Raw genomic sequence first — 19,918 nt, 5'->3', positions numbered from 1 at the left:
GAATATCGTTCCCTTCTATCTCCTTAAAATCCTCTTTAGAACTGTATTTATTTCACTTTTAGTTACAAATAACATATCTTTTAATTTTAAAGAATATAACTTTTGAAAGTACCACAAAAATAAAGATCCACATAAAGAATAAGAAATAATAGATGAATACGCTGCTCCTAATATTCCATAATTGGGAATCAACAAAAAATTTATAATTGTATTTAAACAAACTGAGGTAAATAAAGTTATAAAAGCAAACTTCTGTTTTCCAATAGATACAAAGAGGGTATTTATTATTTTGTATAATATCATTGGAACACAGCCTATCAACATTAACGCCGAGACTAAAAAAGCATCTTTATATTCATTTCCATACATAATTACAATAAAATCTTTTCCAATAACTAGAAAAAAAATAATTACTACTACCGCTAAATATACGTTAAATTTAATACTAATTAAAATTTCTTTTATTGAGTCATTTTTAGCTGTTCTGTTAAATAATACTTCTTTAAATGCATCCGGAATTATCCACAACATTCCAGCTAATGTAGCACCTACGCTATAAATCCCGATATCTCTATTTTCAACAAATAACTTTAATATTATAACATCTAGCTTATAATTCAAAGTGATTAGTAATGTAGTGAGAAGTGGGAGAAAACTATATTTTAGAACTACCTTAATTAGAGATAAGTTTATTTTCATTAATGTAGGATATAGTTTCATCTTTACTATAATTGCAGTAGTTTCAACAAATAATTTAATCGCATGTATGATAATTACAACTTCTAGATTATTGCTTGATGTTGCAATTATCATTAACAATAGAAGCATGTTATAAATTAAAGTTGAACTCACCATTATTTTATTCTTTTGTTTAATATTCGAAACTAATGCCATAAATCCTATTTGCGTGTTAAATTGGGTTAGAATAGATAAAGATACAATAAGATGTGAACTGTAATCAGGTATAATAAAAGAAAAACAGCTATAAAATAAGAAGTATAGAATAAATTGTATATAAAAGATATTAACAAAAACTTGCTTAACAGAACTTCCATAATTACGTGAAAAATAACTATAAGATTGTCCTATTCCTAAATTCAAAACTAACGATATGATACTAACAGCATTTAATATAAAAGTGTATTCACCTTTCAGTTCAGGTCCCAGGTAACGATTGATAATAACAGAGCTTATTAAACCTGAGGCGATCAGTATTATTCTTGAAATTATTGTTGAAATATAATCATTTTTTAAAAGTTTATTAATCATATCACACCGTTTTCTTAATCATATGATGGCAGTTTCTTTATAGCCCTTTACAAGCTCTATAAATAATTATGATGCTATTATATTTTATATATATGAAATCCTCAAAACTTTAATTCCTATATTACGAAATAAGAATGGAAGCCATGCAGCTTCCAACAGTGATGATCATCATTTATCCGAGTTAGATAGAATTTTTTCGAGTTAATTTCATAATCATGATGCTTATTATAGTAATTATAAATATTATGAATAAATTGCTGTATATTGTTCCAAAAGCACTTCTATGGAATGAAACTGTTTGAGAAATACCAGCTACATAAAATACACTGAATAAAATTGTTTTGTATCGAAACACTTCATCTAAATACCGTAATACGAATGCAAGTAATAAATAAATGACAAAGACTCCAATGTATTTAAAATTCATAAAAGCTTCTAAAAGAGATGAGAATCCTGTACCAGCTATCCTACCGCGACTTGCTTCACTAGAGAAATACTGGTCTCTAAACTCATACGTAATTTGTATAGGTTTTTCACCCGGATACACAAATGATGGTATCGGTAATACTAATCCCTTTATATACGTTTCCCCCATATAAAGAGGAAATTCTTTTTCATTCTCACTAAGAAATTGATTAAAATTCCCAAAAGTAGAGCCGAACTCGTTACTACTAGGATTTAAAGCCTCAATCAATCTTTCTTTTTGTGTAGCTGTCTTTATAAATAAGTTAAAATCCTCAGTTATTAATGAAACTATAGATCGATTAGCAAAGATAAATGACATAAGTATATATAATACAGAAATTATTATGACCAACTTTGGTTTAATTCTTTTTATTGGAAGAAAATATGTTAATCCAATAATAAGGCAAATAAATAGGGACAATAATATTCCTCTTTGACCTAATATTAATTTGATGCCTATATGAGGCAACGATAGAATAATAAATAAAAGTATTAAATTCTTACACTCTTTAAATTTTTTATTCTTAGTTCTAAGTATCCCAAGATATAAACTAAAAAGTGACATAGCTACAAGCAAAAATTCAGAAGAAGGTAAGCTTAAGGAAAGTTCTGAAACAGCGCTTTGAAATTGAGCTTTCCCCATAAAAATTTGCGAGAGGCCACCAACCCTATATATATTTATCATTTCAAATAGCAAAGAAATAATTACCAACATCAAGGATGCCTTAATTAATGATTGGCGTATACTAAACAATTTTTCTGAAAATGTGTCAACTTTTTTGTTATCAGTCGGTAATTGTTTCTTTCCTAAATGAAATAGCAAAACCCCTGTAATAAATCCTATGTTGGATAATGCAAACACAAATAGATAAGTATCTAAGTGGTTTTCAGTGCTAAATATTTTATTTAATCCATCTCCCCATGCAACACTTATCGGACCTGATAAGCCATATAATGCAGCAAACGTTATAAAAATAACTGTGGCGTTAGTATAATATTTAGTAACAACCTTACTCCAATAAATCATTCCAATGCACGTTATTATACTAATAAAAAGTGCAATATTAGATAAATTATTAATGGAGAGTATCATTGATATCAAATTTAAAAGCAATAAATATATGGAGAGTTGAACATTTATGTTTGACAAATTAATACCTCCAAGATAATGTTTGCAACACCTTTATTTCTTAATTACACTATCAATTAATTGCTCATATTGAAATACTATGTGATTAACGTCAAAATGTTCTCTCACTGTTTCCTGAACGTTCATTGGATTGAAAAAATGGTCAGCAATAGTAATATCCGGAATCATCCTTTCATTTATGTCAAGCAATTCCATTATTTCTCTTGTCCCCCCCGGATGATCCCAAACTAATACTGGGCATTCACATGCTAATGCTTCTAACAAAACATTCGGTAAACCTTCATAATGAGAACTAAGCATAAATAAGTCAGCATTTCTGAGCCACTTATATGGATTAGATTCAAATTCATTTATAGTAATGTTCTTTTCTAGGTTTAAATCATCTATCAACTTTAATAATCGGCCTTTATATGAACCATTCCCAAAAATATAAAGCTTAAGATTAGGATATTTAGCTATAAAATCAGGAACTTTCTTAATTAATCTTTCATACCCTTTAACTTCCTCAAGTCTACCAAAACACACTATTTTAGGGAATTCTTTTTCAGAAATAAATGGGTTTAATTCTGTTTCAGCCATTGTAATTATCTTATTTATTTCAACAGGATTATAGATTTTTTTTATCTTATTCGAATTAATCCCAAAAATTTCTATTAGATCTTGTTTCATAAATTCTGATTGACTTATAATTGCATCGGCCATTGGATAAAATACTTTATATAGTTTAATCCACTTTTTAGTCATATCTCCTGATTTAATTGCTTCCGATACAATTGTTGCTTCACGAACAATTAATTTAGTGTTTTTTGGAAGAAACTTTTTCACCATTAAAAGTATAATATTTAATTGTCCTAAGGTTGATATTATCGCTTTAGGTTTAAGTCTTCTCACTAACTTAACTAATGTGAATATAGCGTTCCTAGCTCTCTTAGAATTTAAATTATGAACGATAACATCACTAGATAATAAATTAGCATACTCACCTGAAAGATTAATGATGGCCACGTGTAACTCATATTTATTCCTATTAAAGTTATTAAGTAGGGTCACAATTACTTTCTCAGCTCCCCCACCTCTTAATGAAGGGATCACGAATAATAACTTTGTTTTCATATTTATTACCTACAATCAATTTTATTTATTACCCTAAAGTAGAACGATGAAAGTTGTCCAGCTACATTAGTGATATCATAACCACTTTCAATGATATCTTTTGCATACAACTTTCTATTATTAACTTTTGAGCTTTCTAATATTTTCATAGCCCATATATTCGGACTATCATTAAGAGAGAGAGACTCAATTAAATCTGTTATAACCACTTCTTTAGTAATCCTATCTGAGATATAACATTTTAAACCATTAGCTTGGGCTTCTATTAATGTAACTGGCAATCCCTCATACAAAGAAGGGAAAACAAATTTATCAAAACCATGAATTAAGTTATCTATATCATCTCGTATACCCAATAATAGTACTGAGCTCTCTAAATTTTCAAATGTTATCTTATTTCTAATCTCTGTATTAAGGGGGCCATCGCCAACTAATACTAAAACAACATTGTCATTAACTTTTTTGCACTCTTTAAGAATATCAATTAAGAAAGAATGATTCTTGGGCTCAGTAAAGCTGCCAATGTGACCTAAAACAATATTATCTTCATTAAGATTAAGGCATTTCCTACTAATAATCCTTTTTTCTTCACTAAATTGAAACTTACTAGTATCTACACCATTATATATTATTTTATAGTTAGATTGGTTCACTATTTTTTTCCCAAATAACCATGTACCAGCCGCATTTGAACACGAAAAAAAATAATCCGCAATAAATCTTATAGGATACTGAAGAACGCCCTTAATTTTTTTTTCTATATAACTGCCGCGAGAAGATGTGCTGTGACTATGTGCAATTGTTACTAAACCATACCTTTTCGCAATAGATAGATATAAAGATGCAGTACTTCTCATATGCCCATGAATAATTTTATATTGTTTATTCACTTCAAAAAATCTCTGCCAAGATTTAATATATTCTAAATGATTTACTCCTCTATACTTGGGGAGACAGTAGATAGTTCCCCCAAGTAAACTAATTTCATCATCGTATGCCCCTTTCTCAGTTGAATGGACAATAAAATCAAATTGAATCTCATCCCTATTTATTTTTCTATAAATATTCATTATCATCGTTTCTGCTCCACCTCTATTCATATGGGCAAAAACATGTAATATTCTTATAGGAGATCTCATACTAGAACCTCTTTATACCAATTTATAGCTTCTTTTATTCCTCTCTCAAAAGACCATTTAGGATCATAACCTAAATTAACTTTTGCTTTGGAAATATCAGCACTACTATGTTTTATGTCCCCTATTCTATCTGGTCCAAAAACAGGTTTTATGTCTACATTCAAATTCTCACAAAGAAGCTTATATATATTAATTAAATAATCTCTACCACCGTAAGCAATATTGTAAGCTTCACCTGCAACTTCACTAGACGCTAAGCATGCTTTTAAATTTGCTTCTATAACATTCTCGATGTAAGTAAAATCTCTACTTTGCATACCGTCTCCATTAATAGTAGGTGATTTTCCATCTAATAGCAGTTTAATAAACTTTGGTATCACTGCTGCATACGCTCCATCTGGATCTTGTCTTCTACCAAACACATTAAAATAGCGTAATCCATACGTATCTAATCCGTATAGCTCCTTATATAACCTACCGTATTCTTCATTCACTCTTTTAGTTAACGCATAAGGAGATAATAAATTCCCTTCTCTGCCCTCAATTTTAGGTAAATTAGGTTCATCTCCATATACTGAGGAACTTGATGCATATACGAATTTTTTTACTTTATTATGCCTTGCAGCTTCCATCATATTTAGCGTTCCCTTTATATTGATTTCATCATAAACCAGAGGCATTTCGATACTTCTTGGAACACTTCCCCAAGCAGCTTGATGTAAAACATAATCTACGTCTTTACAGGCATGCAAACAAGTTTCATAATTTGTAATATCGCCTTGTACAAATTGAAAGTTTGGATTTAATTTCAGTTCTCTTATATTTTCAAGTTTACCGCTTGATAAATTATCTAGACACCTAACCTTATATCCCATACTAATTATTGCTTCACACAAATTAGAACCAATAAACCCAGCTCCTCCAGTAACAAGAAAAAGCGACTCTTTACTAAAATTCAAATTTTTATATGACATTAAATTAATTCCTCCTATAATCTCCAATAGTTATATTTAGTCTCTGCAAACATTTTTTTGTCATAAATAGATTTAATATCTAAAAGAATGTTTCTTGCTGAGTTGTTTTTATAATAGAGATCAAATTTCGTGATATCAAAATTGCAGAATTCATCATGTGCCACTGCAACAATGATAGCATCCATTTCTTTCAAATCTTTTTCCTCACTAAATTCAATACCATACTCATGAAAAGCTTCTTCTTTATCAGCCTGAGAATCTACAATTAAGGGGTTAATACCATAATCCCTGAGTTCATTAATAATATCAATTACTTTTGTATTCCTTGTATCAGGACAATTTTCTTTAAATGTAAAGCCCAGTATTCCGACTTTAGCATACTTAATTGATATGTCTTCTTGTATTAATTTTTTTAATAACACTTCCGCGACATATTTGCCCATTCCATCATTAATCCTTCTACCTGCCAAGATTATTTGAGAATGATAACCTAATTCTTGAGCTTTATATGTAAGATAATAAGGATCTACTCCAATGCAATGTCCTCCAACTAATCCAGGCGAAAATTTAAGAAAGTTCCATTTAGAAGAGGCTGCATCTAATACTGCTTTAGTGTCTATATTCATTTTGTTAAATATAATAGATAATTCGTTCATAAATGCTATATTTATATCTCTTTGCGAGTTTTCAATAACTTTAGCTGCTTCAGCCACTTTTATTGATTCTGCACGATATACACCAGCCTCAACTACAAGGCTATAAACATCAGCTATAATATTCAACGACTCTTCATCCATACCCGAAACAACTTTTACAATATTTTCAAGTCTGTGATTTTTATCTCCTGGATTAATTCTTTCAGGGGAATAGCCTACTTTAAAATCAACACCATATTTTAATCCTGACTCCTGCTCTAATATAGGAACACATATATCTTCTGTTACCCCCGGATAAACTGTTGATTCAAATACTACAATTGAACCTTTACTTAAATTTCTAGCTAGTGTTTTACTTGCCGATTTAATAGGCGTCAAATCTGGTGTATTATCCGACTTAACAGGGGTAGGTACGGCAACAATATGAAAATTAGCACTTTTAAGATCTTCTTCATTAGAAGTGAAAATTACATTCGTCTTTTTTATAACATCATTTCCAACCTCTTTGGTTGGATCAACTCCACTTTTATACAATGAAATTTTAGATTCACTAATATCAAATCCAATTACCTTTACTTTTTTTGCAAATGCCACAGCAATAGGCAAGCCAACATAACCTAAACCGATTATTGAAATTTTTATATTTTTCATAGCGACCTCCAATTAATTAGTAATAGCATCGATATATCTATTAATAATTAGCTCTCTATTAAATTCTTTAGAAACCTTCTCTCTTGCAAAAATCCCCATTTTCTCCCTTTCTTTCCAGCTTAGTTGAATAAATTTTTCAATAGCACTTTCTAAGCCTTTAACACTTTGTTTAGGAAATGAAAATCCTGATATACCTTCATCAAAAATTTCCATACACCCAGGGATATTACTTGCCAAAATAGGTCTTCCACATGCTGCTGCTTCAAGTAAAACATTTGATAACCCTTCATGATAGGAAGGATGAATTATCGCATGACAATTTCTATAAAAAGGAATCACATTTGTCTGATTACCATAAAAAATAATCTTATTTTCAATTTGATATTCTTTTCTATCAAATTGAAAATCATCTTCTTTTTCTCCGACTATATGAAATATAATGTGCTCATACTTTTCAACAAGATATCTAGCAACTGAACACAATTCTATAATTCCTTTATCTTGCATTAATCTGCCCACAAAAAGGAAATGAATATTCTTATCATCACCTGGATATTCCAAATAAGGATACTCATTTAAATTCACTCCTGAACCAGCTATTAATTGTTTATTTTTTATATTAAATAAATCATAATTTTGTTTATTTTGAAAAAATACAACTTTAGACTGAGATACAATTATTGAGTATATTTTTCTAGCCAATCTTTTTTGTATACTTTGTCCGATTATAAATGTTCCTAAACCTGTGACCGTTGAAATAACTGGAATCTTCAACATTTTTGCAAGTAGCCCGATATAAATATTAGGCTTAATTGTATACGTTAAAACAATTTCAGGTCTTTCTTTTTGTAGAACTTGGTAGTATTCCTTGAGTAATTCAAATTCACCTTTTATTTTTACACTCCGCCTATTAATTTCTGAATAATAAATGATACACCCAATACTTTTAAAATAGCTACAGTATTGACCGAGAGGTGTAAGTATAATCACTTGGTTATTTTCCATTAATTTTTCAATGAGTTCTTTACGGAATTTATATAAACCAACATCACTATTAATTACAATTGCAATTTTCATGATAAATATTCCTTTTCTTCAAATCTCAATTCTTTCAGCTGGTACTCCCACATAAGTACCTGGTGTTCGGAGAGATCTTATTACCACAGCGCCTGCTCCAACTGTACATTCTTTTGTTAATTCAATATTATTAACTAAAGAACTCCCAATACCTATCCAAGAAAGGTCACCAATTTTAACATTTCCTGCAATATTAACCCCAGGTGATACGTGCACAAAATTACCAATATAATTATCATGATCAATCGAAGAACTAGTGTTTATAATACATCCTTTCCCTATTCGAGTATAACAATTAATTACTGCTCCTGCCATAACTACAGTCCCATGCTTAATCTCAACCATTTCATTTACAATCGCAGAGGGATGAACTAATACCGGGATACTTGCGCCCTCTTTTTCGAGTCGTTCAATAATTGTTTTTCTGGCAAAATTATTCCCTAATGCAACAAATATGTCATGGTTATGATAATAATTCTTCCACTCTGCTAACTCTCCAATAATTTCAACTCCGAGAGTTGATTGTATTGATCTATTATCATCTAGAAAATATATATTGTCCCATGCATTCATCTTTATCGCAATGTCTGCTACTACCTTACCATGACCACCAGCGCCAATTATAATCAGTTTATTTTTCATAGACCTATACTTTCCTTTTTGACACCTTTAAAAGGCTCCATTGTAGCTGCCGTATTAGAATTAATACCTTCTCGAATAAACACTTTTTTAATAGTTAAAAATATAATTTTCCAATCTCTAAAGAAACTAACAGAGTCAACGTACTGGATATCCAGCTCAAATTTCTCTTCCCAGCTAATTGTATTGCGACCATTTACCTGAGCCAAGCCAGATAATCCTGGTCTTACTTCATGACGTCTCTTTTGGCGCTCGTCATATAAGGAAAGATATTGAACGAGTAAAGGTCTAGGTCCTACAAATGACATGTTGCCTTTAAGAATATTAAACAGCTCAGGTAATTCGTCTAGCGAAGTTGATCGCAACAATTTCCCGAATTTAGTTAATCTAATGTCATCTGGTAGAAGCTTTCCTGTACTATCTTTTTCATCTGTCATTGTTCTAAACTTATACATTTCAAAAATTCTATCGTTTAACCCAGGTCTTTTCTGTTTAAAAATAATAGGTGAACCCAATTTGAAGCGAACAAGCAATGCTACGATAACTATTATTGGACTCAAAATGATCAAAGAAATTAATGCCAGTATAAAATCTTGTGGTCTCTTAATATATCGTTCATAGAATCCTATTTTTCTCAACTACATCCACAATCCTTTTATCAGATTTGTTACTCGTTCCAGATCTTCCTCGGTCATTTTCGTGTCAGAGGGTAAACAAATGCCTTGCGCAAATAATTCTTCTGCAACTGTAGTACCAACAAAATCATATTTATTAAAAAAGGGCTGTAAGTGCATAGGCTTCCATACAGGTCTAGATTCGATGTTTTCTTTTTCTAAAGCCAGTATTACATTTAGTGGCTTAATTTTTCCCTTTAGTAATATACTGCTCAACCAATAGTTAGCACGATTCCATGCATTCTCAGGCATGAAGGTAATTCCGTCTAAATCCGCTAATTCGTTAACATAATGCTGATATATCGCTGTTTTTTGTCTAACCCTTTCATCCAAAACTTTCAATTGACCACGGCCTATGCCTGCTACAACATTGCTCATGCGATAATTAAAGCCAAGTTCCTTATGCTCATAATGTCGTTCTGGCTCTCTAGACTGCGTCGCCCAAAATCTAGCCTTTGCAATCATTTCCTCGTTATTAGAAACTAGCATGCCGCCGCCAGATGTAGTAATGATTTTATTTCCATTAAACGAAAAAATCCCATAATCTCCGAAAGTACCTGTTTGCTTATCCTTGTAATAAGTCCCTAAAGACTCAGCCGCATCTTCAATCAAAGGAACATTATAGTAATCACATAACTCCTTAATGCGATCAATATCGGCGGATAATCCATACAAGTGGACAACTATAACGGCTTTTACTTCAGGATATTTTTTAAAAGCTTCTTCCAGTGCTTCAGGACTCATATTCCAGGTACTATAATCGCTATCTATAAAAACAGGAATAGCATCTTGATAAATAATTGGATTTGCAGTAGCTGAAAATGTTAACGACTGACAAAACACAATATCTCCTGATCCTACTCCTGCAGCTTTCAATGCCAAGTGTATTGCTGCAGTCCCCGATGACAATGCTGCTGCTGATCTAATATGTACTTTTTGTGCGAATTCTTTTTCAAACTCATTTACATTCATTCCTAAAGGGGCAATCCAATTTGTATCAAATGCTTCTTTCACAAAATGTTGTTCATAGCCTTCTTCGCTCATATGCGGTGATGATAAAAATATGCGCGCAGGTTGAGTCATTGTTCGTTCCTCCATAAACTAAGATAGGAGAAGCAGAGACACTCCCCACTCCTCCCCTGTTAAATACTCGGTACAAGTACTTTATTCGTTTCACGCTTGCCGTTACTATAGGTAGGGACAATGCGTGACAGCACTTCTTGTATCATTTCTTTGTCTTGACCAAGTATACGCTCCAAGCGGCGAAGCTCCAGCTCTATATCTTCCCGATCCAAATTTGTTGGTTTGCCAATAAATATCCGATCATGCTTCGTATCGGTCATGCCTTCTTCATTTAGAAGCAGCTCTTCATACAGTTTTTCTCCTGTACGAATTCCCGTAAATTCGATCATAATATCTACGTTCGGTTCAAGACCAGATAGCTTTATTAAGTCATGTGCAAGATCCGCAATGCGTACCGGCTCGCCCATATCAAGAATAAAGATTTCTCCACCAGTAGCGTATGCACCAGCCTGCAAGACAAGACGTGAAGCCTCAGGAATTGTCATAAAATAACGAATCATCTCTGGATGTGTTACTGTTACAGGGCCTCCCTTGGCAATTTGCTCCTTGAATAATGGAATGACACTGCCACGACTGCCTAGCACATTACCAAAGCGTACAGCACTAAAGCTTGTTTTGGATTGCTTTGCCAAGCATTGTATATACATCTCGGCAATTCGTTTCGTTGTCCCCATAATGCTGGTAGGGTTTACTGCTTTATCAGTAGATACAAGCACAAATTTTTCAGCGGTAAAACGATCTGCAAGATCTGCTACATTGCGCGTACCGAACACATTGTTTTTGATCGCCTCAGAAGGGTTTTCTTCCATCAAAGGCACATGCTTATGAGCCGCAGCATGAAATACCACCTGTGGTCTAAATTTGCGGAACACGTCCTCCATACGAGCGCGATCCTGTATATCTGCAATGATCGGAATAAGCTTAATTCCTGTTGGAGCCAATTCACGATGAATTTGATAGATGCTGTTTTCACCATGTCCAAGTAATAGCAACTTACTTGGCTTAAAGTTGACAAGCTGACGGCAAAGCTCTGAGCCAATTGATCCACCTGCGCCAGTTACAAGTACAACCTTGCCTTCGATATAATCTTTAATTCCATCGCTTTCCAGTACAACAGGCTCTCGACCTAGTAAATCCTCTACCTCTACATTGCGCAGCGACTTCATCGTGACCTTGCCTTCCAGTAAATCATTAATATGCGGTATGATTTTTAGATTAGCATTGGTTCGCTTGCATATAGAGATAATCTCTGAAACTTCTCTACGCGACACAGAAGGCAACGCAATAATAATTTCTGTAATTTTATACTGTAGTACAACCTCTTGTATATGGGAACGATTACCCAGTACGGGAAGTCCTACTACATTTTGATGCAATTTAAGCGGATCATCATCGATAAAACCAACCGCTAGCAAGTTGGAATTCACATTAGATTTCAGCTCACGAGCTACAATCACACCGCATTGGCCTGCACCAATAATTAACGTTTTCTTAAAGCCGCTTAAGTCCTGCTTTATAAAGTGGTCCTTTACCAGCCTTACCGCAAAGCGTGAACCGCCAGTGCCGAGAAGAATAAGCAAATAGCTGTTTAATGCCACTGCTACAGGAACATAAATGCCAGGCCAGACAAACGTCAACAGATACGCTAATGCCAAGCTTATGGTGACCGATTTAAATATAAGAAGCATCTCTCCGACACTGGCAAACTGCCATACCCGCTTATATAGCGAAACCATATAAAAGGTTATGAAGCTGAATACAAGACTGAACACTCCAAACATCAATGCGTCAGGAAGAGCTATCTCATTCAAGTTACCATTCGCATGGAGAATAAATGATAGTGCAACACATGCAGCAATGATCACGCAGTCTATAACCATGAGCAGAATCATATGTTTCCGTACTTTACTCATGCTAGCCTCCCCTTACCGATTACTACTTGTCTTCTTGACCATAATAATAATAGTAGTAATTATCCTTTGCTTTTCTTTTGGCATTATTAATAACAACGCCGATGATTCTCGCTTTTACAATTTGCAGCCTTTCCTTGGCATCAAGCAAAGCGCTGCGTTTTACTTTGCCAGACTCGGCCACAAGCACTACTCCATCGCAATGCGTTGAGATAAGCTGTGCATCTGTTAAGGCGAGTACTGGAGGTGTATCGATAATGATCTGCTCAAACTGCTCCTTTAGCTGCTTAAGTATTATTCCTAATGCTTTGGAGCCTAACAGCTCAGAAGGATTAGGCGGGATCATACCAGCTGTAATTGCGCTTAAATTAGGAATAGCTGTATCTTGAATCACTTCATCAAGTGTCGCTTGCTTTGTTAAAACATGGCTCATACCTAGACGGTTGGAAAGCTTGAACGTTTTATGAACGGTCGGTTTGCGAAGATCCAGCTCGATTAATAAAGTACGCTTATCGCTTTGCGCAAAGGTTGCTGCCAGGTTGGCAACTGTAGTAGACTTGCCTTCGCCTGGTCCAGCCGATGTAACCATAATAATATCCAAATCTTCATCAACTGCGGAAAAGCTAATATTGGTACGAAGTGTGCGATAGGCTTCGCTAATCGGCGATTTCGGGTTAGTAACGGAGATAATATGTCTTTCTTGATTATTTAGAGACTGTGACATTGCGACCTACCTCCGTTCTTACTTTTGCTGCTGATTGCTTGCCTATTTTAAGATCTTCTTCGGTGACACTAGGTATGCTCATTAACACAGGCAAATCAACATACTGCAAGACATCCTGCTCATCTTTAATTGTATCATCAAGATATTCAAGCAATAATGCCAGTCCTATACCAAGTAATAATGCAACAATAATACTTAATGCAATGTTCATAATCGGATTCGGCGCAACTGGCGATGGATTTTCAACCTGCTTTGCCTCATTTAAAATGCTGACATTATTAACTGTCATAATATTAGGTATTTCTTCTACAAACACTTTTGCTACTTCATTTACTACTGCTACTGTGGTCGGATAGTCGCTGTTCCTCGCGGAAATGGTCAACACCTGCGTGTTGCTAACAGAAGAGACAGATATCATACTATTGATTTGCTCTCCGGTTAATCCAAGTTGAGGGTTTTGTTCTGCTACTTTATCGGTTATTGCCGCTGTTTTAATAATTTGCTTATACGTGTCTACGAGTCGAATATCGAGATTTACGCTGTTAATATCAAGCGCTCGAGTCATATCCTGCGAATTATTGACGATTAGTTTCGTTGATGATTCATAGACTGGCTTCATAAACCAATAACTAAAGATAGCCGTTATTATTGCTGCTACAACAACTAACCATAGAATTAGCTTTATTCTTTTCATTACAATTCTGAAGTAGTCTTTAAGCTCTAGTTCCATGGAATATTTGTACCCCCATAAGCATAATCCTCGGGCTAGCAAGCAGTAAGAGTCTTTACCCCTACTGCTTATGGGATAAAAACTCTTACACCTCAAACTAGCTTGCTATACAAATCAATTATCTTAGGTCAACAAGAGAAGCAAGAACAACGGCAGCCTCAGCGCGTGTTGCAGTGCCTTTTGGATCGTAGTTATTTTTGCCTTTACCTTGAATGATGGCTTCGTTTTTCAGCATAGCAACATTTGTGCGATGTACAGCTACAACCTTGTCACCATCAACAAATTTGCTTAGTAGCTCTTCAACATTTGAAGGATTTTCGAATTCCAGAACTGCTTTAAGTGCATTTGCAGCCATAGAAGCCATTTCTTCACGAGTAATTTTCGCATTAGGATCGAATACAGAAGCGCTGCGTCCGTTTACGATACCGTAAGCTTTAGCTGCAGAAATCGCATCATGATACCATGCATTTTCGCTTACATCGTTGAATGTTAGCTCAGTAGAAGCATTCAAGTTGAATGCGCGAACAAGCATAGTTGTAAACTCAGCACGTGTTACGTTGCCGTTAGGATCAAATTTGCCATTGCCTTTACCTAGCAATAGACCTTTGTCAGCTAGAAGCTGGATTTTATCTTTTGCCCAGTTAAGGTTAGCGATGTCATTGAAGGAAGCGCTGTTCTCAACAACTACGAAGTCACCAAGCTCATTGGTATAGAATGTAATTGTGCGAGTAGCAGCGTCATATTGGCCGCCAACATAAGTCAGGCTGTCGCCTGCTACTTTAGCAACCGTTACATTGGAGCTGCCGTTAACTGGAAGCGTTACACGGTGTGCTTTTTCGAATCCAACAACTTCTTTACCGTCTGCATCCGTTACAGCTAGCGTGTACGTATCGGATTTTGCACCAGTAACTTTAGACTCAGCTTTTTTGATTACTAGCTTGCTTGCGCCTTTAAGCTGATCAAGCACTACTTCGACTACAGCATCACCGGATTTCAAGCCAGTAACTGCAATGCCTTTAGAAGTTAGAGAATCAATTAGATCCTTGCTCAAGTTGAATTCACCATTAGCAGTTACGCCAATGTTGTAAATTAGAGCTGGAGCTGGTTTCAATGTAAGCTTGTTGTCTTCCAACGCTTTTTTAGATGCATTTAGAACATAGTCCAATTGATTATTGTAAATGTTGCCCATTTGAGCAGGAGTAACATTTAAAGTTGATACGCCATTGTTCACTGTTACTGCACCAGCTGCTTGAACAAGCAATGCTTGACGCAATGTTTCTTCAAACAATTGAGTCAGATTCAGCTTCAATGTGTTGTTGTATAGATCCGGGTTAGCTTTCAGGAAGTCCGCAACTTTACCAGCAAGAGCATCTGCTTTTGCTTGATAGTCGCTAACTAGTGTTAGATCAGATACAATTACACCGCCACCGCTAGTAGGAGGAGTTGCGCCTACTGAAACTGTTTGACTGAACAATTGAACACCTTCAAATGCCGCAGTCAAAGGAATTTTGGTGATTTCTTTAATAGTTGCAGAAACTGTAACTTGACCATAAGAGCCTGGATTTAGAACAAGGTAACCATCTACAAAGTCGATATCAGCATTGTTGCTAGTATTGCTTGCAGACCACTTAAGAGCAGACAAAGGTAAGCCGCTAACTCCGAAGAAGTCAGGTTGAAGTGTCACACTACTGCCATAATAGTAAGATTGTAGCGGTTGATTACCTTCTTGCGCAAGGTAGTATTTTGCATAGCTAAGCGCTAGTGCTGCAGCACCTTTTTTGTAAGTATCAGTGTTAAGTGTAGCTTTATTGTTGTCTTTGAAAGTTTCGAAATCCGCTTTCAAAGCTTCGAATCCATCATTACCTTCTCCATATAGACCTTGTAGTACTTCAACAAAACCATTAGATGGCTCAGCCCATTCAGCTTCTGCAATCTCTAGCAAGCTATTAAGCAATTCATTAGCAAAGTTTGCATCGGTAATTTTAGAGAAGTCAAGCTCAGCAATTTCAGCAAGAAGCTTAGTTTCAAGCTCATCCAGCAACTTAGCTAGATCAGTAAGATTCAATTCTGATTCAGGAGCAATCGCTTGCTTGAATGCATTGAATTTAGTTCTTAGATCATCGCTAATATCACCAAGATTAGCAGATTTAGAGCTGTAATCTTTAGCCAATTGTTGAACCAATTCAACCAGGCTTTGTTGAACAGCAGCTACATCGTAGTCACCGCTATCCAAAGCTTGATAAAGATTAGGCAGGTTGTTTTGGATGTTGAACAAACCAGCAGCATCTGTGTTGAATTGTGCTACTGCTGCATCATAAGGAACATGCAATAATTCATCGCTGTTCAACTGCTCAAATACAGCTGCCAGCTTATCTGCAGCTTCTACCACTTCAGGGCTTGCCGCATAAGCTTTGTCAATCACCTTATAGGATACTGGCGAAAATGCCATCGCGCTCGCTGTTACTAGTGCAACAGCGGATGTTAATAACGCTTTTTTCTTCATTTCATTCTCTCCTTTTTTCAAATCAATAATAAAATATTAAAGAAATTTGGCTAACGCAGCTTCTTTTTTAGCCTTATATGTTTCTAAAAACTCGGCTCCATCATTACCAATTTCGTAATCGTATTTCGCCAAGTCTTTATTCAACTGATCAATAACGGCTTGAACATCAGCATCGGTTTGGCCCATAAGCGCAAAACCTTCGTCGATATATTTCTGCTTTTCTTCCGCAGTAGTTGCTGCTTCGTACTTCTCGTACAAGGAGAAAGCAAGTGTCGTAAGTCTTGTTTCCATACGGCTAAGCTGAGCTTTTGCAGCTGAAACCAATTCTGCTCTAGTTGGCTTATCTACTTCGCCTGGAGTGCCCGGATTAGTAGTTCCTCCGTTGCCGCCGCCAGGAGCAGTCGTTCCGCCTGTACCATTGTCAGGATTAGTTGTCGATCCGCCGTTATTGCCGTTATTGTTGTTGCCGTTATTGCCTGTGTCTGAACCGCCACGCGAGTTCATAATGATGCTTTTCGTAGCAGAGTCGTACGAAATTTCATGCTGAATCAATTCTGCAAAGTAACGCAGTGGAACATACAATGTTCCTTTATGCAGGAATGTCGTAACATCCTTAGGAATTGATTGCTCTTTCCCAAAGAAGTTATAGCCCGCTGCATCTACTAATGCATAGATGTTCTCCTTTTTGTAAGCAGAAGCCGGCTTGCTAGTATCGACATTTGGCATCAAATATTGTTTTTTGTAGCTTTGTAGCTGCTTAAGCTGGTTATCATCTGGCACCGTAACTGATACAGTAGATGTCTTCTGATCCCATACGACCCAATTTTCTAGCAAGTAGCTGGCAAAGCGAATCGGCACATAAGTGCGGTTGTTGTAAAGAAAGCCTTGTGTGTCTTTCGGCGCGTGATAAACTTTACCGTCTACAATAAAGTGGAAATCAGCCTTGGATACGACGACATGCTGCTGCTTTCCAACTGCATTAGCTGGCGATGCCCCAATCCCAATAATAAGCGCGCATACAACTGTTAATAGAATCGCTTTGATGCCTAATCTGTTCGCTTTCACGAATACGCCTCCTTTTTTATGTATTCTACCAGAATATAAATCTCCGCTTTGCGGCCGGGATCTCTCTATGAATAGAATGACCTCCAATAACCCGCTCGGCATTGAGCTGATAGTAATCAACAAACGCTTGACCCAAATGCTTGCCAATCGCTTCGTAGCCTTGTGCAAGGTCGAACGGGCGAGTTTTGGCATGGTGGGCATCAGATGCGACGAAGTGGACAAGTCCCCTCTTGCACATCTCAAGCGATAGCTTTTGCAGCTTTCGTCCCATCGTTCCACATACAGAGGAGCTGGTCAGCTGAGCAAGCGCACCTGCTTCAACGAGCTGCTCCAGCAAATCATGATTGTCCGCCAGCTCGCGGTTGCGTTCAGGATGAGCGATGATTGGCGTAACATCCAGCAATCTCAGCTCATGGAACAACTCATCAACCTGGCTTGGAACATTAGAAGACGGAAATTCTACAAGCAAATAGGGACTGGAAGCAATTGTAGCTAGTTGCCCAGCCTCCAAATCCTCTAGCAATCTATCATAGACGCGAACCTCTTGACCAGTCAGCACTTCAAGCGGAATATTGCGCTTATACAGCTCATCATTCAGCTTGCTCGTGTCCAGTTTAATTTGCTCGGCGTCGGAATAGTAACCTCTTGCATAATGATGGGGCGTAGCCACTACGGTGCGAATTCCGTTGCGTACCGCTTGCTCTGCAAGCTCCAGCGCTTCTTCAAGCGAGCCCGCTCCATCGTCAATCCCGGGCAGTATATGCGTATGTATATCAATCAATGTTCTACCCTCTCAATCTGTAAAACGTACAGCTTCCAAAGAATTCCTACTCTATTCTAGCATACTTGAAACCAGATTTATAGAAACACTCTGTAAAAAATAAGCTGTGCTATCATATTTTTTACAATTTGTCACAAACCCATTATCAACTATATATACGCATAATGAAATAGTAAAGTTGCGCCATTTCTATAAATTATAAAGCCAATGATTGGCAGTATGCATATAGGTCAATGTACCTCTTTTCCAAATATACCCTCTATGCGCTGTTTTGTCCATCATTGGCCTCACATTGATGTATTAAATTTGTAACGAATTGTAAGCAGAAGCTTCATCCTGAAGCGCCTTCAATCTGTCTGCAACTTCAACCTCGCTTAGCCCATGCTTTGCGACATACATATTGCGCGGATGCGCGCTGCATTCTGGCGTACAGCCACCCAAATGCTTATGCTCATTTTCTTCAGAGCTTAAAATTTGCTTGTTGCATTCCGGGTTGGCGCAGTTGATGTAGCGTTCGCAAGGCTCGCCGGTAAAATGATCCTTGCCGACAATAGTTGGATTAACCTGATTGATCGGAACGACCAGGCGCTCATCAAATACATAGCATTGCCCCTTCCATAGCTGTCCTTTCGCTACCGGGTCCTTGCCGTAGCTTACAATCCCGCCGTGCAATTGCCCAACATCCTCAAAGCCCTCTCGCACCAGCCAGCCAGAAAATTTCTCGCAGCGAATGCCGCCAGTACAGTAGGTCAAAATCCGTTTGCCTTCAAGCTGCTCACGATTTTCTCTAATCCACTGCGGCAGCTCGCGGAATGATTCTATATCAGGACGAATGGCCCCTTCAAAATGACCAACGTCATATTCATACGTATTGCGTGCATCAATTACAATCGTATCCTCTTGCTGCATTTGCTCGTAAAATTCCGCTGGTTCGACATATCGTCCTGTCAGCTCGCGCGGATTAATATCATCCTCAAGGCTCAAATTAACAAGCTCTGGTCTTGGACGAACATGCATTTTTTTGAACGCATGGTGTTCAGACTCATCAATTTTGAATACGATGCCCTCGAACAATGGATCTGCCTTCATCGCTTCCATATAAGCGTTCGTTTGCTCGACAGTTCCGGAAACCGTACCGTTAATGCCTTCCTCTGCGACAAGGATGCGCCCTTTCAGCTCCAGCGACTTGCAAAACGCCAGATGCTGCTTGGCGAACTCGGCAGGGTCCGCAATAGTCGTGTAGTGATAATACAATAAAATTCGATATTCCATTTTCTTTTTCCACCTATCATGTATATTTCCAGGATATAACCTG

The 19,918-nt window shown here is 36.3% G+C and carries 17 protein-coding genes; all 17 read right to left on the bottom strand.

What is annotated here, in order from left to right; all coding sequences use genetic code 11:
• Positions 1-15 precede the first annotated feature (15 nt).
• The 17 genes from KJS52_RS10695 to trhO all read right to left on the bottom strand — a co-directional run bounded on the left by KJS52_RS10695 (position 16) and on the right by trhO (position 19,875).
• Positions 16-1,269: an oligosaccharide flippase family protein gene (locus tag KJS52_RS10695; protein WP_213514816.1), complete on the bottom strand. Its 1,254-nt coding sequence runs from the start codon at positions 1,267-1,269 to the stop codon at positions 16-18.
• A 181-nt stretch (positions 1,270-1,450) separates the two neighbouring features.
• The gene (locus KJS52_RS10690; RefSeq protein ID WP_213514814.1) at positions 1,451-2,884 is read right to left on the bottom strand and encodes an O-antigen polymerase; all 1,434 of its coding nucleotides are present in this window, start codon (positions 2,882-2,884) and stop codon (positions 1,451-1,453) included.
• 33 nt (positions 2,885-2,917) lie between these two features.
• Positions 2,918-3,997, bottom strand: coding sequence for a glycosyltransferase (locus KJS52_RS10685; RefSeq protein ID WP_213514812.1), 1,080 nt, complete (start codon positions 3,995-3,997; stop codon positions 2,918-2,920).
• A 5-nt stretch (positions 3,998-4,002) separates the two neighbouring features.
• Positions 4,003-5,136, bottom strand: coding sequence for a glycosyltransferase family 1 protein (locus KJS52_RS10680; protein WP_213514811.1), 1,134 nt, complete (start codon positions 5,134-5,136; stop codon positions 4,003-4,005).
• Complete coding sequence (locus KJS52_RS10675; protein WP_213514809.1) at positions 5,133-6,110, bottom strand: SDR family oxidoreductase; 978 nt, start codon at positions 6,108-6,110, stop codon at positions 5,133-5,135. Before KJS52_RS10675 ends, KJS52_RS10680 begins: the two co-directional genes overlap by 4 nt.
• Positions 6,111-6,124: 14 nt before the next feature.
• Positions 6,125-7,417, bottom strand: a complete 1,293-nt coding sequence (locus KJS52_RS10670; protein ID WP_213514807.1) for a nucleotide sugar dehydrogenase — start codon at positions 7,415-7,417, stop codon at positions 6,125-6,127.
• 12 nt (positions 7,418-7,429) lie between these two features.
• Positions 7,430-8,494, bottom strand: coding sequence for a glycosyltransferase family 4 protein (locus KJS52_RS10665; RefSeq protein ID WP_213514805.1), 1,065 nt, complete (start codon positions 8,492-8,494; stop codon positions 7,430-7,432).
• Between the two features lie 18 nt (positions 8,495-8,512).
• On the bottom strand, positions 8,513-9,136 hold the full coding sequence (locus KJS52_RS10660; protein ID WP_213514803.1) for an acetyltransferase: 624 nt from the start codon (positions 9,134-9,136) through the stop codon (positions 8,513-8,515).
• Positions 9,133-9,771: a sugar transferase gene (locus tag KJS52_RS10655; RefSeq protein ID WP_281425583.1), complete on the bottom strand. Its 639-nt coding sequence runs from the start codon at positions 9,769-9,771 to the stop codon at positions 9,133-9,135. The genes KJS52_RS10660 and KJS52_RS10655 overlap by 4 nt, the downstream gene beginning before the upstream one ends.
• On the bottom strand, positions 9,772-10,890 hold the full coding sequence (locus KJS52_RS10650) for a DegT/DnrJ/EryC1/StrS family aminotransferase (RefSeq protein WP_246563410.1): 1,119 nt from the start codon (positions 10,888-10,890) through the stop codon (positions 9,772-9,774). It lies immediately after the preceding gene.
• A 59-nt stretch (positions 10,891-10,949) separates the two neighbouring features.
• Complete coding sequence (locus KJS52_RS10645) at positions 10,950-12,803, bottom strand: polysaccharide biosynthesis protein (RefSeq protein WP_213514799.1); 1,854 nt, start codon at positions 12,801-12,803, stop codon at positions 10,950-10,952.
• A 22-nt stretch (positions 12,804-12,825) separates the two neighbouring features.
• On the bottom strand, positions 12,826-13,524 hold the full coding sequence (locus KJS52_RS10640; RefSeq protein WP_213514797.1) for a CpsD/CapB family tyrosine-protein kinase: 699 nt from the start codon (positions 13,522-13,524) through the stop codon (positions 12,826-12,828).
• Entirely contained in the window at positions 13,505-14,254 is a 750-nt protein-coding gene (locus KJS52_RS10635) for a YveK family protein (protein ID WP_213514795.1), read from the bottom strand. Before KJS52_RS10635 ends, KJS52_RS10640 begins: the two co-directional genes overlap by 20 nt.
• A 118-nt stretch (positions 14,255-14,372) precedes the next feature.
• The gene (locus tag KJS52_RS10630) at positions 14,373-16,757 is read right to left on the bottom strand and encodes an S-layer homology domain-containing protein (RefSeq protein WP_213514793.1); all 2,385 of its coding nucleotides are present in this window, start codon (positions 16,755-16,757) and stop codon (positions 14,373-14,375) included.
• Between the two features lie 36 nt (positions 16,758-16,793).
• Positions 16,794-17,822, bottom strand: coding sequence for a stalk domain-containing protein (locus KJS52_RS10625; RefSeq protein ID WP_213514791.1), 1,029 nt, complete (start codon positions 17,820-17,822; stop codon positions 16,794-16,796).
• Positions 17,823-17,847: 25 nt separating this feature from the next.
• Positions 17,848-18,603, bottom strand: coding sequence for a tyrosine-protein phosphatase (locus tag KJS52_RS10620; protein ID WP_213514789.1), 756 nt, complete (start codon positions 18,601-18,603; stop codon positions 17,848-17,850).
• Between the two features lie 300 nt (positions 18,604-18,903).
• On the bottom strand, positions 18,904-19,875 hold the full coding sequence (trhO, locus tag KJS52_RS10615) for an oxygen-dependent tRNA uridine(34) hydroxylase TrhO (protein ID WP_213514787.1): 972 nt from the start codon (positions 19,873-19,875) through the stop codon (positions 18,904-18,906).
• Between the last annotated feature and the right edge of the window lie 43 nt (positions 19,876-19,918).

Source organism: Paenibacillus montaniterrae (assembly GCF_018403185.1).
Classification (GTDB): domain Bacteria; phylum Bacillota; class Bacilli; order Paenibacillales; family Paenibacillaceae; genus Pristimantibacillus; species Pristimantibacillus montaniterrae.
This window is presented reverse-complemented; position numbering and strand designations above follow the sequence as displayed.

Bases quoted from the DNA above. Each gene is read 5' to 3' on its own strand.
- KJS52_RS10695 (WP_213514816.1), bottom strand. From the start codon at position 1,269: ATGATTAATAAACTTTTAAAAAATGATTATATTTCAACAATAATTTCA.
- KJS52_RS10685 (WP_213514812.1), bottom strand. From the start codon at position 3,997: ATGAAAACAAAGTTATTATTCGTGATCCCTTCATTAAGAGGTGGGGGA.
- KJS52_RS10680 (WP_213514811.1), bottom strand. From the start codon at position 5,136: ATGAGATCTCCTATAAGAATATTACATGTTTTTGCCCATATGAATAGA.
- KJS52_RS10675 (WP_213514809.1), bottom strand. From the start codon at position 6,110: ATGTCATATAAAAATTTGAATTTTAGTAAAGAGTCGCTTTTTCTTGTT.
- KJS52_RS10670 (WP_213514807.1), bottom strand. From the start codon at position 7,417: ATGAAAAATATAAAAATTTCAATAATCGGTTTAGGTTATGTTGGCTTG.
- KJS52_RS10665 (WP_213514805.1), bottom strand. From the start codon at position 8,494: ATGAAAATTGCAATTGTAATTAATAGTGATGTTGGTTTATATAAATTC.
- KJS52_RS10660 (WP_213514803.1), bottom strand. From the start codon at position 9,136: ATGAAAAATAAACTGATTATAATTGGCGCTGGTGGTCATGGTAAGGTA.
- KJS52_RS10650 (WP_246563410.1), bottom strand. From the start codon at position 10,890: ATGACTCAACCTGCGCGCATATTTTTATCATCACCGCATATGAGCGAA.
- KJS52_RS10645 (WP_213514799.1), bottom strand. From the start codon at position 12,803: ATGAGTAAAGTACGGAAACATATGATTCTGCTCATGGTTATAGACTGC.
- KJS52_RS10640 (WP_213514797.1), bottom strand. From the start codon at position 13,524: ATGTCACAGTCTCTAAATAATCAAGAAAGACATATTATCTCCGTTACT.
- KJS52_RS10635 (WP_213514795.1), bottom strand. From the start codon at position 14,254: ATGGAACTAGAGCTTAAAGACTACTTCAGAATTGTAATGAAAAGAATA.
- KJS52_RS10630 (WP_213514793.1), bottom strand. From the start codon at position 16,757: ATGAAGAAAAAAGCGTTATTAACATCCGCTGTTGCACTAGTAACAGCG.
- trhO (WP_213514787.1), bottom strand. From the start codon at position 19,875: ATGGAATATCGAATTTTATTGTATTATCACTACACGACTATTGCGGAC.